General features: G+C 70.1%; 19 protein-coding genes. 12 read left to right on the top strand and 7 right to left on the bottom strand.

Annotated elements, in window-relative coordinates:
• From VLK61_RS04825 to VLK61_RS04800, 6 genes are all read right to left on the bottom strand, one after another.
• Positions 1-888 (bottom strand): porin (locus VLK61_RS04825; protein WP_325418848.1); only part of this gene is annotated, 888 nt, incomplete at its 3' end.
• Between the two features lie 13 nt (positions 889-901).
• Entirely contained in the window at positions 902-1,762 is an 861-nt protein-coding gene (locus VLK61_RS04820) for a metal-dependent hydrolase (RefSeq protein ID WP_325418846.1), read from the bottom strand.
• Positions 1,763-1,772: 10 nt separating this feature from the next.
• Positions 1,773-2,753, bottom strand: a complete 981-nt coding sequence (locus VLK61_RS04815) for a Bug family tripartite tricarboxylate transporter substrate binding protein (RefSeq protein ID WP_325418844.1) — start codon at positions 2,751-2,753, stop codon at positions 1,773-1,775.
• A gap of 133 nt (positions 2,754-2,886) precedes the next feature.
• On the bottom strand, positions 2,887-4,140 hold the full coding sequence (locus VLK61_RS04810) for a LysR family transcriptional regulator (RefSeq protein ID WP_325418842.1): 1,254 nt from the start codon (positions 4,138-4,140) through the stop codon (positions 2,887-2,889).
• Positions 4,141-4,284: 144 nt separating this feature from the next.
• On the bottom strand, positions 4,285-4,962 hold the full coding sequence (locus VLK61_RS04805) for an RraA family protein (RefSeq protein ID WP_325418840.1): 678 nt from the start codon (positions 4,960-4,962) through the stop codon (positions 4,285-4,287).
• Between the two features lie 19 nt (positions 4,963-4,981).
• A complete protein-coding gene (locus VLK61_RS04800; protein WP_325418838.1) occupies positions 4,982-6,190 on the bottom strand; it encodes an aspartate transaminase in 1,209 nt (402 codons plus the stop codon).
• Positions 6,191-6,347: 157 nt separating this feature from the next.
• On the opposite strand from VLK61_RS04800, the gene nac reads away from it, so the two are divergent.
• The 12 genes from nac (at position 6,348) to VLK61_RS04740 (ending at position 16,047) form a co-directional block, all read left to right on the top strand.
• Complete coding sequence (nac, locus tag VLK61_RS04795; protein WP_325418836.1) at positions 6,348-7,286, top strand: nitrogen assimilation transcriptional regulator NAC; 939 nt, start codon at positions 6,348-6,350, stop codon at positions 7,284-7,286.
• Between the two features lie 68 nt (positions 7,287-7,354).
• Entirely contained in the window at positions 7,355-7,810 is a 456-nt protein-coding gene (locus VLK61_RS04790) for an acetyl-CoA carboxylase biotin carboxyl carrier protein (protein ID WP_325418833.1), read from the top strand.
• A 14-nt stretch (positions 7,811-7,824) separates the two neighbouring features.
• The gene (accC, locus tag VLK61_RS04785; protein WP_325418829.1) at positions 7,825-9,177 is read left to right on the top strand and encodes an acetyl-CoA carboxylase biotin carboxylase subunit; all 1,353 of its coding nucleotides are present in this window, start codon (positions 7,825-7,827) and stop codon (positions 9,175-9,177) included.
• The gene (pxpB, locus tag VLK61_RS04780; protein ID WP_325418827.1) at positions 9,174-9,830 is read left to right on the top strand and encodes a 5-oxoprolinase subunit PxpB; all 657 of its coding nucleotides are present in this window, start codon (positions 9,174-9,176) and stop codon (positions 9,828-9,830) included. Before accC ends, pxpB begins: the two co-directional genes overlap by 4 nt.
• On the top strand, positions 9,827-10,837 hold the full coding sequence (locus tag VLK61_RS04775) for a biotin-dependent carboxyltransferase family protein (RefSeq protein ID WP_325418825.1): 1,011 nt from the start codon (positions 9,827-9,829) through the stop codon (positions 10,835-10,837). The genes pxpB and VLK61_RS04775 overlap by 4 nt, the downstream gene beginning before the upstream one ends.
• A 2-nt stretch (positions 10,838-10,839) precedes the next feature.
• Positions 10,840-11,271 (top strand): acetyl-CoA carboxylase biotin carboxyl carrier protein subunit, encoded by a 432-nt coding sequence (locus tag VLK61_RS04770; RefSeq protein ID WP_325418823.1) that lies wholly within the window; start codon positions 10,840-10,842, stop codon positions 11,269-11,271.
• Entirely contained in the window at positions 11,271-12,041 is a 771-nt protein-coding gene (locus VLK61_RS04765; protein WP_325418821.1) for a LamB/YcsF family protein, read from the top strand. Before VLK61_RS04770 ends, VLK61_RS04765 begins: the two co-directional genes overlap by 1 nt.
• Before the next feature lie 113 nt (positions 12,042-12,154).
• Entirely contained in the window at positions 12,155-12,907 is a 753-nt protein-coding gene (locus VLK61_RS04760) for an SDR family oxidoreductase (protein WP_325418820.1), read from the top strand.
• A 42-nt stretch (positions 12,908-12,949) separates the two neighbouring features.
• The gene (locus VLK61_RS04755) at positions 12,950-13,651 is read left to right on the top strand and encodes an amino acid ABC transporter permease (protein ID WP_325418818.1); all 702 of its coding nucleotides are present in this window, start codon (positions 12,950-12,952) and stop codon (positions 13,649-13,651) included.
• A 4-nt stretch (positions 13,652-13,655) separates the two neighbouring features.
• A complete protein-coding gene (locus VLK61_RS04750; protein ID WP_325418816.1) occupies positions 13,656-14,414 on the top strand; it encodes an amino acid ABC transporter permease in 759 nt (252 codons plus the stop codon).
• Between the two features lie 12 nt (positions 14,415-14,426).
• On the top strand, positions 14,427-15,161 hold the full coding sequence (locus VLK61_RS04745) for an amino acid ABC transporter ATP-binding protein (RefSeq protein WP_325418814.1): 735 nt from the start codon (positions 14,427-14,429) through the stop codon (positions 15,159-15,161).
• Positions 15,162-15,201: 40 nt separating this feature from the next.
• Positions 15,202-16,047, top strand: a complete 846-nt coding sequence (locus tag VLK61_RS04740; protein WP_325418812.1) for an ABC transporter substrate-binding protein — start codon at positions 15,202-15,204, stop codon at positions 16,045-16,047.
• 89 nt (positions 16,048-16,136) lie between these two features.
• Here VLK61_RS04740 and VLK61_RS04735 read toward each other — a convergent pair whose 3' ends face one another.
• A complete protein-coding gene (locus VLK61_RS04735; protein ID WP_325418810.1) occupies positions 16,137-16,262 on the bottom strand; it encodes a hypothetical protein in 126 nt (41 codons plus the stop codon).
• Positions 16,263-16,572: the final 310 nt, after the last annotated feature.

The raw sequence follows: 16,572 nt of genomic DNA, 5'->3' as shown, positions 1-16,572 counted from the left end.
CCAGCTCACCGTGCGTGCACCGTCCAAGGCTGCGCTGCCGCTCTGGTCGTCGCGGTAGTGCTCGGCACTCACCGTAACGAAGGGGTTGGCCTGCAGGTTGGCGCCCAGCGTCCAGGCCCGGTTCTTCTGCACGCTCACGGCGTTGCTGCGCTGCATGGCACCGCCGAACACCGTCACCTGCTCGCCCAGCTTGACATTGCCGCCCAGGCCGACAATCTCGCGCGTCTCGCTGCCCAGCAGGTTCTTCATCTTCTGGAAGTAGGCACCCAGCGACACCGGCCCCTGCGTGGTGCCGGCGCTGAGCGCCCACGAGCCGTTGGCGGAAGTCGACGAGGTCTGCTCGCCGAAGGTGGTCGACGCGGCAAGATCCACCGGTCCCAGCTTGGCATCCAGGCGCAGCATATTGTCCTGGCGCGCGATGTGGTGGCTGCTGAACAGCGAGTGCGCCAGACTGTTCGGGTTGCCCTGGGCCTGGAAGCGTGCCGCCATCGCATGGGCCACGGTGTACTGCCGCCCCAGCGTCAGCGCGCCGTAGGGTGCCCGCAAGCCGACATGGGCCTCGCGGCCGAAGAAACGCGTCGGTGAAGTCGCCTGCCCAAAGTCGCCGGTGGGCGTGCCCTGCAGCGACGTGCCCGCGCTGGGGTCGAAGCCGGCTTCCAGCGTGAACACCGCCGCCAGGCCGTCGCCCAGGTCCTCGCGGCCGCGAAAGCCCAGCCGGGTGCCGGTGAAGATGCCGTCTTCCATCGTGCGCAGCGATTCGCGGTTGGCGCCGGCGTTGCTGGCGTGGCGCACGGCCGCGTCATACAGGCCATAGACGGTCACATTGCTCTGTGCCGACACCAGCGGTGCGGCAGCCAGCGTTGTACAGGCGATCAGCAGTTTTTTCATCGGAGTCTCCTTGTCAGAATTTCAGCGCCTGCCCCGGCGTGGCCACGATGACCTTGACCGGGCTGTCGCCCATGGCCTCGACGAAGGCCTGGGCCGTGCCGGTGGCCAGCGGGTTGGCCCCGTAGTGCATCGGAATCACGGCCGTGGGCCGGATCAGCGTCTTCACGGCCCAGGCCGCATCGGCCGGATCCATCGTGAAATGGCCCCCGATGGGCACCAGCGCCAGGTCGGGCTGGTAGCGCTCGCCGATCAGCTTCATGTCGCCGAACACGGCCGTGTCACCTGCGTGATAGATGCGAAAGCCGGTGTCCAGCTCGATGATCCAGCCGATCGCTTCGCCGCCCGGATGCGTCTCGTCCTTGCCGGTCGCCGGGTTGCGCCAGACGAAGATCGACGAGTGCTCGGCGCGCACGGCGGTGATCTTCACGCCCGGCGCCGGCGACACCGTGCCGCCCTTGTTCATGCGCGGCAGCAGGTTCGCCGGCAGCACCCCCAGCGTCATCGCGGTGTTGTTCAGATCACCGGGCGCGCGCACCGGCACGTTGTACATCTGGGCCAGCGCCGCGGCGTCGGCGATGTGGTCGAAGTGGCCATGGCTGACCAGCAGCGCGTCGATGCGGCCGAAGCTCTCCAGGCGCTTGTACTCCGGCGGCGTCAGCGGGTTGCTGCGCAGCCAGGGATCCGTCACGATCACCTGGCCGCCGGGCGTGGTGATCTTGAAGGCCGATTGCCCCAGCCACACCACGTCGACGCCACGCGAAGCGCCGGCCGCGGACGCCTCTGGCCTTGTCGGCGTGGAAGGTGGCGCGGCAGGCCCATTGGCGCAGGCCGCCAGCACCAGTGCCGCCGCCAGCGGCATCAGTCGTCGAAACATCGGCACTCCCTCAATCGGCTTTGACGTTGCCGGCCTTGACCACCTCGGCCCAGCGCGGGATCTCGCGCGCGATCAACTCGCCGAAGGCCTGGGGCGTGGTCGGCGTCGGCAAGGCGCCCTCGGTGGCCAGTTGCTGGGCCACGTCCTGCTGCGCCAGGGCCTTGTTGATCTCGGCGTTCAGCCGCGTCACCAGCGCCGCGGGCGTGCCGGCGGGCGCGACGACGCCGTACCACTGGTCGGCCTCGAAGCCCGCGTAGCCGCTTTCGGCCACGGTGGGCACCTCGGGCAAGGCCGGAATGCGCTTGGCACTGCTGACGGCCAAAGCCCGCAGGCGCCCGCTGCGGATGTGCGGCAGCACCGCCGGGGCGCCGGTGAAGGTGGCGTCGACCTGCCCACCCAGCACATCGGTGACCGAGGGCGCCGTGCCGCGGTAGGGCACGTGCACCATGAAGAACTTGGCCCGCAGCTTCAGGTACTCGAAGGTGATGTGCGCCGCGCTGCCGTTGCCGCCGGACGAATAGGTCAGGCGGCCGGGCTGTTTGCGCGCCAGCTCGACGAACTCCTGGAAGGTCTTGGCCGGCGACGACGCCGACACCACCAGCACGTTCGGCACGCGCGCCACCCAGGCCACCGGCACGAAGCTCTTCAGCGGGTCGTAGCCCAGCTTCGGATAGATCGCGGGGTTGACCGCCAGCGTGCCGATGTGTCCCATCAGCAAGGTCAGGCCATCGGGCTCGGCCTTGGCCACGTCGGTCGCGCCGAGCGAGCCGCCGGCACCGGCGCGGTTTTCGATGAGCACCGTCTGCCCCAGCGCGACCGACAGCTTGGGGCCGATGGCACGGGCGAGGATGTCGGTGCTGCCGCCCGGCGCGAAGGGAACGACCAGGCGGATCGGCCGGCCGGACTGGGCGTGCACCCCGGGCGCGAGGATCGGCGAGAAAGCCGCGGCCACGACGGCGCGGCGCGACAAAGAGACGGGAACCAACGACATGCACACTCCGGGCGGCCTTGCGCTGCTGACGGGGAACCCGAGCGGGAACCGCCGCAACGTCTACAGCCCGCAAGCTTGGCAGCTGCGCGCTGCAAGGACCAGCGCGCAAGACCGGGTCAGCCTTGCGTTCTGCTTATGACGGCCCGCTTGACCGACCGCTTGGGGGCGACCCGGCCAACTCGCCGGCCAGCGCGCGCAGCTCGGCCAGCAGCGAGGACACGGCGGCCGAAGGCAGGCTGTCGCGGCGTTGCATCACGCCGATGCTGCGCTGCGTGCCTGCTACCACCACTGGCAGCAGTTTCAGCAATCCGGAGGCCAGTTCGGCGCGAATCTGCAGCGGCGAGAGCATCGCGACATGGTCGCCCGACATCAGCACCGAACGCACGACGGCCGGGCTGTTGGCCTGCAGCGCCACCACCGGCACTGCCAGCCCGGCACCGACGAAGGCGCGTTCGAAGGCGGCGCGCGCGGGCGTGCCCGGCAGCGGCCCGATCCACGGCCAGCGCAGCAGCGTGCGCAAGCTGCTTGGCCCGCGGGCGCGTGGGCCGGTGCCCGTGCCCGAACTCACCACCAGCGGATGCTGCGCCCGCACCACGGGCAGCAGCCGGTCGATGAAGAGCGGCTGCTCGGCCACGTCGGCCGCCGCCTCCGCGCCGCGCAGCGGTCCGACGACGAGATCGAGATCACCGTGGCGCAGCTGGTGCAGCAGCGCTTCGTAGGTGCCATCGGCCACGGTGACGATGATGCCGGGCTGCGCCGCGAACAGCCGCGACAGGGCCTGCGGGACCAGCACATCGGCCGTCATCGGCAGCGCGCCGACGGCCACCCGGCCCGGCGACGAACCGAGCAGCGCTGCCAGTTCGTCGCGGCCGGTGCGCAACTCCGACAGCGCCAGCTTCGCCGCGCGCAGCACACGCTCGCCTTCATCGGTCAGGCGGGTGCCGCTCCTCGTTCGCAGCAGCAGGCGCTGCTTCGCCGCATGCTCCAGTTGCTTCAGGCTCTGGTGCACAGCGGGCTGGCTGACGCCGAGGCGGGAAGCCGCCGCGCCCTCGCTGCGGGATTCCGCCACGGCGACGAGGACCTGCAGCATCGCATCGGTGGCGCGCGTTGCCAGCGGGACACCACCGCCGCTGCGAAGCTCCGCCAGCGCTCGGCGCATGCGGGCCGCGATGAGGGTGCCGGCCAACGTCGGGTTCATGCCGCGCGCCACGCGATCGAACAGCACGACCCCCAGCGCCATCTCGGACTGGACCACGGCCCGCGAGACCGCCGACACCGACAGGTGCAATTCGCCCGCGGCGCGGGCCGCACTGCCCAGCCTGGCCACGGCTTCGACCGAACGCAGTAGCCGCAAGGCTGCGCCGCTGCCCTCGCCCGCTGCGCTCACCGCGCTGTGCCCTGCTCGGTCGCGGTGACCCGCGCGCACCAGGAAGTCAGTCGCATCCGAAGATGATAGCCCTGCGTGCTCGCGCTTCAGCCGTGCCGCCGCCGCTGCTTCCGGCTGCGGCGTGTCTTCCGGCGGTGCCTGTGCTCAGTTGTTGCAGCGCGCTTCCAGCGCATCGATGAACGAGCGATCCCAGCGGTCTTCCTGCATCGCCCGCATCGTCTGCGCCTCGGCGGCCAGCGTCGCGCGGGCGCGGTCGATCAAGGCCTCGACACCGTCCTGCGGGATGGCCAGCAGCCCGTCCTGGTCGCCGACCACGATGTCGCCGGGGTTCACCACCATGCCGCCGACGCTGATCGTCACGTTGATCTCGCCGGGCCCGTCCTTGTAGGGCCCGCGGTGCGTGACGCCGCGCGCATAGACCGGGAAGTCGCGGCTGCGGATCTCGGCCACGTCGCGGATCGCGCCGTCGATCACCAGGCCGGCCAGGCCGATGCGGGCGGCATAAAAACTCAGGATGCCGCCCACCGCGGCGTTGTTCAGGTCGCCGCCGCCGTCGATCACCAGCACGTCGCCGGGCCGACAGAACTCCAGCGCGCGCAGGTAGGTCAGGTTGTCACCGCAGCGCGAGCGCGCGGTCACTGCCGTGCCGGCCATGGTCTTGTCGCCCGGCCGGTGGTAGGGCTGCAGGCCGCTGGTGCCGATGTTGCGGTGCATGTTGTCGCTCAAGGCGGCCACCGGGATCTCGTGCAAGGCAGCCAGCACACGCTCGTCGGCGGGCGTGGCGGAGGGGTTCTTGCGCAGGGCTTTGTAGATCTGGCTCATGGTGTTGGACTCCAGCGGATCAGGTCAAGGCAGCAACGGCACGCGCGATGCGCTCGCAGCCTTCGTCGAGCGCCTCGATCGACGTGGCGATGGACAGGCGGAAATACGGCGACAGCCCATAAGCCGTGCCGGCCACGACGGCCACGCCGACACGGTCCAGCAGGTACATCACGACCTCGCCATCGTCGGCCAGTTGCGTGCCCATCGGCGTGGTCTTGCCGATCAGCCCGGCGCAGTTGACGTAGAGGTAGAACGCACCGTCGGGCGCGCGGCAGCTCAGGCCCGGGATGGCGTTGATGCGCGCCAGCGTGCGGTCGCGCCGCTGCCGGTAGACCGCGACGCTTTCGGTGACGAAGCCCTGGTCGCCGTTCAGCGCCGCGGCAGCCGCGGCCTGGCTCACCGAGCAGCAGTTGCCGGTGGACTGCGACAGCAGCGTGTCGAGCGCCTGCACCAGGTCGCGTGGGCCGGCTGCCCAGCCGATGCGCCAGCCGGTCATCGCATAGGTCTTGGAGACGCCGTTGATGGCCAGCGTGCGCTCGCGCAACTCGGGCGCGGCATTCAGCAGGTGCGGCGTGCGCTGGCCGTCGAAGCGGATGTGCTCGTAGATGTCATCCGTCATCACCAGCACCTGCGGGTGGTGCGCCAGCACCTCGGCCAGCGCGCGGTACTCGTCCAGCGTGTAGCTGGCGCCGGTGGGGTTGCTGGGCGAATTGATCAGCAGCCAGCGCGTGCGCGGCGTGATGGCGGCTTCCAGCTGCGCCGGCGTGAGCTTGAAGCCGGCGGATTCCGGGCAGGCCAGGGTCACCGGCGTGCCGTCGTTGGCCAGCACCATGTCGGGGTAGGAGACCCAGTACGGCGCCGGGATGATGACCTCGTCGCCCGCCTGCAGCGTGATCGCGAAGGCGCTGTAGATCGCGCTCTTGGCGCCGCTGGTGGCGATGATCTCGTTGAGCGCATAGCGCAGGCCGTTCTCGCGTTCCAGCTTGGCGACGATGGCCTGGCGCAGCTCGACCGTGCCGGCCATCAGCGTGTAGCGCGTCGCGCCCTTCTCGATCGCCGCGGCGGCGGCGCGGCCGATGTGCGCCGGCGTGTCGAAGTCCGGCTCGCCGACCACCAGGTTGACGATGGACTGGCCCTGGCGGCGCAGCTCGTTGGCGCGGTCGGCGGCCGAAGTGCTGGGCGAGGGCTTGATGCGCCGGACACGTTCGGCGATGCGGGACTCGGTCACTGGGCTTCCTTGTGGCATGCGGTACAGCCGCAACGGTAGGCCGCGGCGGGAATCAACGCCAAGACGAGATCGCACTGCCTCTATACGCAATGCTTATGGATGGGCTTTTGGGGGCATCATTGGCTGACCTGGGAGCGCATTCGATCGGAGACGGCACGTGAACCTGAGGCGCTTGAAATACTTCGTGAAGATCGTCGACGTCGGCAGCCTCACGCAGGCGGCCGACCTGCTGCACATCGCGCAGCCGGCGCTGAGCCAGCAGCTCGCCACCCTGGAGGGCGAAGTGCGGCAGCAGCTGCTGCTGCGCACCAAGCGCGGCGTCACGCCCACCGAAGCCGGCAAGGTGCTGTACCGCCATGCCCAGCTGATCCTGCGCCAGTGCGATCAGGCGCGGGTGGACATGGACGCGGCCGGCCGCGGCCTGTCCGGCGCGGCCTCGGTCGGGCTGGCGCCGGGCACCGCGGCCGCCGGCCTGGCGCTGCCACTGCTGCGCACGGTGCGCGCGCGCCACCCGGGCGTGCTGCTGTACCTGAACGAGACCTATGGCAGCACGCTGTCGGAGCTGATCATGAACGGCCGCATGGACCTGGCCGTGCTGTACGGCGGCAAGACGGCGGTGCACGGCTTGTCCTTCCTGCCGCTGCTGAAGGAGCAGCTCTACGTCGTCGGCCCGGCCAGCCTGCCGGCGCCGCCTGAGCAGGTGCCGCTGCGCCTGCTGGCCGAGATGGACTTCTACCTGGCGCGGCCCTACAACGTGGTGCGCAAGATGGTCGACGAGGCCTTTGCCGGTATCGGCCTGACGCCGCGCGTGGTGGCCGAGATCGAATCGGCCAGCACGCTGAGCGCGGTGATCGCCGACGGCCTGGGCGCCACCATCCTGCCGGCGTCGATGGCGCGCGAGGTGATGCTGAGCTGCAATGCCTGGCAGTGCCGCATCGTCGAGCCGGTGATCGACGCACCGCTGGCGCTGTGCCAGTCCGACCACCTGCCGTTGTCGGAGCCGGCGCAGGCGATCAAGGAGATCCTGCTCGAACTGGTCGCCGCACTGCCGGGCAGCCTGCTGGCACCGGACGAGACGCGCTTGCCGCTGTCATAAGGCCGCCTTATCGGGTCACAGCCATTCCGTCTTGGCGCCGGCGGCCCGCCGCCGGTACCTTTGCAGGCATGGACGCGCTGCAGATCAAGGCCTTTATCGACGCGATGGCGTCGTCGGATCTCGCCGAGATGGAGGTGGCCCGCGACGGCTGGACGCTGCGCCTGGTACGGCGGCCGTCGGGCTTGCCCCGGACCGCGGCGACCGGCATGGCGATGACTGCCGGCACATCGGCGAGCGTCGCCCACAGTGCCGTCGTCGAGGCCCCGGAGGCCGGCACGCCGGCGACCAGCGCCGACACCGTCTGCGCCCCACTCTACGGCGTCGTGCACCTGCAGCCCACGCCGGGCGAACCGCCCTTCGTCACGCCCGGCCTGGCGATCCAGGCAGGACAGACGCTGTGCGTGATCGAGGCGATGAAGGTCTTCAACGAAGTGCGCGCCGAGCGCGACGCCACCATCGATGCCGTGCTGGTGGCCAGCGGCCAGGAAGTCGACGCCGGCCAGCCGCTGCTGCGCCTGCGCTGAGACAAGGCGCCACGATGTTCGACACCGTTCTGATCGCCAACCGCGGCGAGATCGCCTTGCGCATCCAGCGTGCCTGCCGCGGCCTGGGGCTGCGCACCGTGGCGGTGTATTCGGAGGCCGACCGCGACGCCCTCTACGTGCAGCAAGCCGACCAGGCACTGTGCATCGGCCCCGCGTCGCCGGGCCAGAGCTACCTCAACCAAGCCGCGATCCTGTTTGCAGCCGAAGTGAGCGGCGCCCAGGCCATCCACCCGGGCTACGGCTTCCTGTCGGAGAACGCCGGCTTCGTCGCACAGGTCGAAGCCGCCGGACTGACTTTCATCGGCCCCAGCGCCGCCTGCATCCGCAGGATGGGCGACAAGGTCTCGGCCAAGCGGGCAATGCGCGCGGCCGGCGTGCCCTGCGTGCCCGGCCCCGACAGCGCGCTGCCCGAGGACCCGGCGGCGGTGATGGCCATCGCCCGCGAGATCGGCTACCCGGTGATCGTGAAGGCCGCCGGCGGCGGCGGCGGCCGCGGCATGCGCGTGGTGCACGAGGCCGGCGCGCTACCCGAGGCGCTGGCGCTGACGCGCGAAGAAGCGCGCCGCGCCTTCGGCAACCCCGAGGTCTACATCGAGAAGTTCCTGCTGCACCCGCGCCATGTCGAGATCCAGGTGCTGGCCGATGGCCACGGCCAGGCGCTGTGGCTGGGCAGCCGCGACTGTTCGCTGCAGCGCCGCCACCAGAAGGTGCTGGAAGAAGCGCCCGCGCCCGGCATCGCAGCCGCGGCCATCGCCGCCGTCGGCGAACGCTGCGCCCAGGCCTGCCGGCAGATCGGCTACTGCGGCGTCGGCACCTTCGAGTTCCTGTACGAGGACGGTGCCTTCTTCTTCATCGAGATGAACACGCGGCTGCAGGTCGAGCACCCGGTGACCGAGATGACCACCGGCATCGACATCGTGCAGCAGCAGATCCGCGCCGCGCGCGGCGAACGGCTGAGCCTGACGCAGGCCGATATCGGCTGCCACGGCCATGCGCTGGAATGCCGCATCAATGCCGAAAACCCCGACAGCTTTGCGCCGGCGCCGGGCCGCATCGATCACTGGACGGTGCCCGGCGGCTTCGGCGTGCGCGTCGACAGCCATGCCGGCGCCGGCTATCGCGTGCCGCCGTATTACGACTCGATGATCGCCAAGCTGATCGTGCACGGCCGCGACCGCGACGACGCCCTCGCGCGCATGCGGCTGGCGCTGGACGAGATGCAGGTCGGCGGCATCGCCACCAACCTGCCGCTGCACCGGCGCATCGTGCACGAGCCCGGCTTCGTCGCCGGCGGTGTCGACATCCACCACCTGGAGCGCTGGTTGCAGCAGCGCAGCGCGGCATGAACAGCGAACCCAAGATCAGCTTGCTGGGCACTTCCGCGCTACTGTTTGAAGCACCCGGCGACACCTCGCTGGCCGCGCAGCAGCGCATCTGGGCGCTGGCGCGCGAGGCCGAGGCCTGGCCGGAAGTGCGCGAAGCGGTACCCGGCATGAACAACCTGATGCTGAGTTTTGCCCAGGTGCCGCACTCGCTGCAGGCGCTGGAGCAGCGGCTGCTGGCCGCCTGGCAGGCCGCGCGGCCGCTATCACTCGAAGGACGCGTCATCGAACTGCCGGTGGTCTACGGCGGCGCCGGCGGCCCGCACCTGGCCGACGTGGTGGCCCACACCGGCATGGGCATCGACGAGATCGTCGAGCGCCACTGCGCACCGCTGTACCCGGTGTACGCGCTCGGCAGCCACCCGGGCTACTGCTACCTGGGCGGCATGGATCCGCGCATCGCGACGCCGCGGCGCGCCGTGCCGGTGCTCAGCATCCCCGGCGGCGCGGTGTCGATCGGCGGCACGCAGACCGGCGTGTCGGCCTCCGACGGGCCCAGCGGCTGGAACACCATCGGCAGCACCACGATGTGCTTCTTCGACCCCGCGCGCAAGCCGCCGGCGCTGCTGCAGCCGGGCGACAGCATCCGCTTTCGCGTCCAGCAGGTGATCCGATGATCGAGATCCTCTCTGCCACCGCGCTGGCCACCGTGCAGGACCTGGGCCGCGAGGGCGCGCTGCGCTGGGGTGTCGGCAGCGCCGGCGCGATGGACCCGCTGGCGCTGGCCGCCGGCAATGTGCTGCTGGGCAATGACGACAACGCCGCCGGCATCGAGGTGCCGGTGCTGCCCTTCCAGCTGCGTTTCGGCGTCGATTGCACGTTCGCGGTCACCGGCGCCGACACCAGCGCACGGCTGGATGAGGTGCCGGTGCTGCCCTGGTGGTTGACGCCCGCCCGCGCCGGCCAGGTGCTGCAGCTGGGGCTGCCGCAGCGCGGCGCCTGGCCGGCCAGCCGGGCCTATGTGTGCGTGGCCGGCGGCATCGACGTGCAAGCCGTGCTCGGCTCGCGAAGCACACAGCTGCGCGGCGCTTTCGGCGGTCATGAGGGTCGGGCCTTGCGCCAGGGCGACCGCCTGCCGCTGACCACCGGTTGTGGCCAAAGCGATGGCAACAGCGGTGACATCGGCAGCGCGGGCTTCGGCCTGGTGCCGCCGGCGCTGGCGCTGCCCTTGCAGGTCGACGGGCTGCCGGCAATGCGTGTGCTGCCCGCCGCCGAATACAGGCGCTACACGGAGGCTTCGCGCGCCGCCTTCTGGGCCGAGCCCTGGAAGATCACCGCGCAGAGCGACCGCTACGGCTACCGCCTGGCCGGCACGCCGCTGCAGGCCGAGGCTGCCATCGAGATGCGCTCGCACGGCATCGTGCCCGGCGTGATCCAGGTGCCTCCGGGCGGCCAGCCCATCGTGCAGATGCGCGATGCGCAGCCCTCGGGCGGCTACCCCAAGATCGGCACCGTGATCGAGGCCGACCTGTGGCGCCTGGGCCAGGCGCCGATCGGCAGCCACGTGCGCTTCATCGAGACCAGTTGGGACGAAGCCGTCGCCGCCCAGCAGGCCAACCAGCGCTGGCTGGACAGGGCCCGCCGCCTGGTCATACTTCAGCGCACGCAACTCAGGAAGGCCTGAGCATGCAGACCGTCTTGATCGAACAACTCTCGGCCTGGTTGGCTGCGACCGACATCGGCCTGCTGGAATTGCGCGGACCCGGCACCCACCTGTGCTTGCGGCACGACGGCGCGCGGGTGACGCAGGCCGACACCCTGTCCAGCGAAACGGCCTCAGCCTCAGCCTCAGCACCGGCATCGACCGTGCTGGCCAGCGCCGGCTCGGTGGGTGTCTTCCTGCACCGGCATCCGTTGCACCCCGCCCCGCTCGCCGCCGTCGGCACCCGCGTTCAGGCCGGCCAATGCCTCGGCCTGCTGCAGATCGGCGCGTTGCTGCTGCCGGTCAGCGCGCCGCGGGCCGGCATCGTCGCGGCCCACCGTGTGCTGCATGGCACGAGCGTCGGCTACGGCACGCCGCTGGTCGAGCTTCACCCCACCCCCACCGCAGGACTCTGATGGACATCGACCTGAACGCCGACCTCGGCGAAGGCTACGGCCCCTGGCGCATGGGCGAGGACGAGGCGCTGCTGGACCTGCTGTCCTCGGCCAACGTGGCCTGCGGCTTCCATGCCGGCGACCCGCTGATCATGGAGCGCACGGTGCGCCAGGCGCTGGCGCGCGGCGTTGACGTCGGCGCGCATGTGGGCTACCCCGACCGCCAGGGCTTCGGCCGCCGCGCGATGCAGATCGACGTCGGCGAGCTGGCGGCGATGGTGACCTACCAGCTCGGCGCGCTGGCCGGCATCGCGCGCGCAGCCGGCCACCGCATGACGCACATGAGCTTCCACGGCGCGCTGGGCAACCGGGCCGCGGCCGATGCGGCGCTGGCCACGCCGCTGGTGCAGGCGGTGGCGGCCTTCGACCCCACGCTGGTGATCAGCTCGTCGAACAGCCGCGCGATCGAAGCCGCGGCGGCCGGCTGCGGGCTGCGCGTGGCCACCGCCTTCCTCGCCGACCGGGCTTATGACGACGAAGGCCTGCTGGTGCCGCGCCAGCTGCCGGGCGCGGTGATCCATGACGAAGCCGTGGTGCTGGCGCGCGTGCGCACGCTGCTCGCCGAGGGCCATGTCGTCACCCACAGCGGCCGGCACCTGGCGATGCAGCCGCGCTCGATCCTGGTCCATGGCGACACGCCCGGCGCGGTGGCGCTGGCGCGCACGCTGCGGCGCGAGATCGAAGCGGCCGGCGGGCGCATCGTGCCGATTTCGCGTCAGCTCGCCCCATGAGCTTCGCAGCATCAGGCTTGCAACATAAGGTCACCTTATCTCGCCACAGTCAATCCGTCTTGGCGCAAGCCCGGCCTGATCGATAAATTGATCTCAAGCGAACAAGGATTGCCATGCCCTTCTCCGACTACAAGACCGCACTGGTCACCGGCGCCTCGTCCGGCATCGGGGCCGCCGTCGTCGAACGCCTGCGCCGCGAAGGCCTGGAGGTGCATGCCCTGGCGCGCAGCGAGCAGGCCCTGCGTGAACTGGCCGAGCGCACCGGCTGCATCGCGCATGCGCTGGACGTGACGGATCTCGCCGGCATCACGCGGCTGTGCCGGGACGTGCCCTTCGACGTGCTGGTCAACAACGCCGGCGTGGACCGGCCGAAGCCGTTCCTGCAGGCCGACGCCGCGGACATCGACCTGCTGATCGACGTGAACCTGCGCGCCGTGCTGCACCTGTGCCGGCTGGTGGTGCCGGGCATGGTGTCGCGCGACCGCGGCCATGTGGTCAACATCAGCTCCATCGCCGGGGCCTACAACTTCAACGGCAACTCCACCTACCACGCCACCAAGGCGGCGGTGAGCATGCTGTCGCGCCAACTGCGCATCGATGCCTTCGGCAAGCGCGTGCGTGTCACCGAGATCTGCCCGGGCCGCGTGGCCACCGACATCTTTGCCCATGTGCACGGCGATTCGAATGAAACCCACGAGCGCTTCGTCAAGGGCTTCGAGCTGCCGCAGGCGGCTGACATCGCCGACGCCATCGCCTTTGCGATCGCCGCACCGGTGGCGGTGAACATCGGCCACATGGAGATCACGCCGACGCTGCAGGTGCCGGGGGGGCTGTCCACCACGCGGCCCGAATCTCCGCAGGCCTGAACGCCCGCACGACCGCCCAGCCGCCCCTCACCGAGAACGCGCATGAAAGGCTTCGACCTCTTCGCGATCCTGCTGAACGCCGAGTTCGGCCGCATGCTGCTGCACGGCGTGCAGATGACGCTGGTGATCGCGCTCGGCTCCTGGCTGCTGGCGATGACGCTGGCGGTGGTGCTGCTGGTGGTGCGGCTGACGCCCAGCCGGCTGGCCCAGCGCGCGGTGATGGGCTACATCTCCTACCACCGCAATGTGCCGACGCTGGTGCAGCTGATGCTGTGGTACTTCGGCATCGCCAGCCTGCTGCCGGGCGCCGTGCAGGCCTGGCTGTCGGAGCACAGCGCCGAGGCGGTGTTCGCGATCATCGGCCTGGGCCTGTGCCAGGCGGCCTACTTCAGCGAAGACCTGCGCTCGGGCCTGCGCGCCATCCCCACCGGCCAGGGCGAGGCGGCGCGTGCGCTGGGCCACAGCTACCTCGGCGCGATGCGCCATGTGCTGATGCCGCAGGCCGTGCGCCATGCGCTGCCGGCGCTGGTGAACCACAGCGTCTCGCTGTTCAAGAACAGCAGCCTGGCGATGGCCATCGGCGTGGCCGAGCTGACGCATGCGGTCAAGGAAATCGAGAACCAGAGCTTCCGCGCCTTCGAGACCTACCTGCTGGCCACCGTGCTGTACCTGGCCTTCTCGCTGCTGATCATGGCCGGCGGCGCCTGGCTGGCCCGGCGCCAGCGCATCGCCGGAGCGAGGTAAGGACATGGGCGCCGTGTTCGACATCCTGCGTGACAACTGGCTGCTGCTGCTGATCGGCCAGTACCCCAACGGGCCGCTGGGCGGCATTGCCTGCACGCTGATCCTGTCGGTGCTGGGCATCGTGCTGGCCTTCCCGCTCAGCGTGGCGCTGGCGCTGGCGCGGCTGTCGCCGTGGAAGCTGCTGAACTGGCCGGCCACCGCGCTGGTCTACGTGGCGCGCGGCGTGCCGCTGCTGATGATCATCCTGTGGGTGTACTTCCTGGTGCCGCTGCTGATCGGCCACAACGTCTCGGGCTTCGTCACGATGCTGTGCACGCTGGTGCTGTACGAAGGCGCCTACCTGGCCGAGGTGGTGCGCGCCGGCATCGAGGCGCTGCCCAAGGGCCAGATGGAAGCCGCGCGCGCGCTGGGCCACAGCCACCTGGGCGCGATGCGGCTGGTGATCCTGCCGCAGGCGCTGTTCAACATGCTGCCCAGCATGCTCAGCCAGTTCGTCTCGACGATCAAGGAGACGACGCTGGGCTATGTGATCAACGTGCCCGAGCTGACCTTCGCGGCCAACCAGATCAACAACCAGCTGCTGACCCAGCCCTTCCAGGTGTTTTTCATCCTGGCGATCATCTACTACGTCGTCTGCTGGACGCTGACTTACGCGGCCACGGCGCTGGAGCGGCGCATCGAAACCAAGCGCGCCGGTGGCACCGGGCAGCGCGGCGCGGCCGCCGCGCCGGTGGTCGTGCAGCCCGTCGCCGCCGAGCCCTGAGGAGCCCTTCCGATGATCACCTTCACCGACGTCAACAAGTGGTACGGCGACTACCGCGCGCTGACCGACATCAATGCCGAAGTGAAACGCGGCGAGGTGGTGGTGGTCTGCGGCCCCTCGGGCTCCGGCAAGTCGACGCTGATCCGCACCGTGAACCGGCTGGAAGAGATCAAGTCCGGCCGCCTGATGGTCGACGGCCACGACATGCATGCGCCGATGAGCGGCCCGCAGCTGAACCGCCTGCGCAGCCGCATCGGCTTCGTGTTCCAGAGCTTCAACCTGTTCCCGCATTTGTCGGCGCTGGACAACGTGATGCTGTCGCCGGTGCATGTCAACGGCCTGAAGCGCGCCGAGGCGCGCGACAAGGCCATGCAGCTGCTCGAACGTGTGGGCCTGGCGGCCAAGGCCATGGCCTACCCGGCGCAGCTGTCCGGCGGCCAGCAGCAGCGCGTGGCCATCGCGCGCGCGCTGGCGATGGAGCCGCCGGCGATGCTGTTCGACGAACCCACCAGCGCACTCGACCCCGAGATGGTGGGCGAGGTGCTGGCCGTGATGCGCAGCCTCGCGGCCGAGGGCATGACCATGATGTGCGTCACCCACGAGATGGGCTTTGCCCGCGAAGTAGCCGACCGCGTGTGGTTCATGGACGCCGGCTGCATCCTCGAATCGGCCGCGCCCGAAACCTTCTTCCGCAGCCCGCAGCACCCGCGCGCGCAGCGGTTTCTGGCCGACCTGCGCTCGCACTGAGCCGGCCGCGTTTCCGTCTTCAACCCCGCTGGAGTCCACCATGACCTACCGCCCCACCGCCGCCCTGATGGCCCTTGCCGCGGCCACGCTCTGCACGCTGCCCATGCTGGCCCGCGCCGATCAATGGCAGGAGATCCAGCAGCGCAAGGAACTGCGCTGCGGCACCTTCGCCGACGTGCCGCCCTTCGCCGCACCCGACCCGAAATCGCGCGAGATGGTCGGCTTCGACGTCGACCTGTGCGGCGCCATCGCCAAGCAGCTGGGCGTGAGCGCAAAGATCACCCCGCTGTCGGTGGAGGCCCGCGTGCCCGAGGTCAAGATGGGGCGCGTCGACATCACCGTGGCCAACCTGGCCTACACGCTGGGCCGCGCCGAGCAGATCCAGTTCAGCGACCCCTACTACCTGGCCAAGGAGATGCTGGCCGTCAAGGCCAGCGACACCGCCACCAGCAAGGCCGACTACAAGGGCAAGCGCCTGGCCTCGACCAAGGGCTCGACCTCGGAGCTGTCGATCAAGATGAACGGCTCCGAACCGGTGACCTTCCAGGACACCGGCTCGGCCTACATGGCGGTGCAGCAGAACAAGGCACTGGGCATGGTGGCCAACACGATGACCATCACCAAGCTCGTCAACCAGTCGAAGACCGGCGGCATCGAGCTGAAGATGATCGCCGAGCCCATGGCCTTCCAGCCCATCGGCGTGGGCATGAAGAAGGACGAGCCGGCGCTGCTGGCCAAGGTCAATGCCGCCTTGCTGGCGATGGACAAGTCCGGCGAGATCAACCAGATCTGGGCCAAGTGGCTGGGCCCGACCACCGAGTTCAAGATGGTCCGCGAGGACAAGGTGGTGCCGTTGAGCGAGCTGAAGTTCACGCCGCTGCCGTGAGGGTGGGCGCGGCGGGACTTGGCGCGCCCGGCGCTGTGTGAACTGCCGCGCCGCGCGCACCAGGGCAATGGGGCGTGCGAGTGACGCATTCAGCGCGAAACCTCTCGGCGTGGCTTTTCAGCGGACGCCGGGCTCTGGTCCTGAATCAGCTCGGCCACCTGCGAGAAGAACCGCTGCATGACGGGCCACAGCCGCGCGGCCATGATGCCGGCCACGCTGTCCTGCTCAAGGCGGCCGACCCACGGCGTGGAAGGCGTCCACCGCGCAGGCGTCGTAGGCACGCTGCGTTGGACGAGGCACCGGTCAAGCAAGCACGCACCAGCGGAGGCAATGCCCCTTGCCGGCCTTGCTGCCCTTGCCGTCCAGGCGCAGCGAATGGTCGCCGTCGACCTCGATCCTGCCCAGCGTTGCGCCGACCCATTCGCTGGAGAATGGATGGCAGCTTCCTCACCGGCGACCGGCAGCCCGCGACCCGATGGCGAGATTTGACTGGAGCGGTTCACAACCCGCAAGCGGTCATTCGCA

The organism is Aquabacterium sp. (genome assembly GCF_035476535.1).
Taxonomy (GTDB): domain Bacteria; phylum Pseudomonadota; class Gammaproteobacteria; order Burkholderiales; family Burkholderiaceae_C; genus Pseudaquabacterium.
Note: the sequence above shows the minus strand (reverse complement) of the source record. Positions and strands in the feature narration are given on the sequence as shown.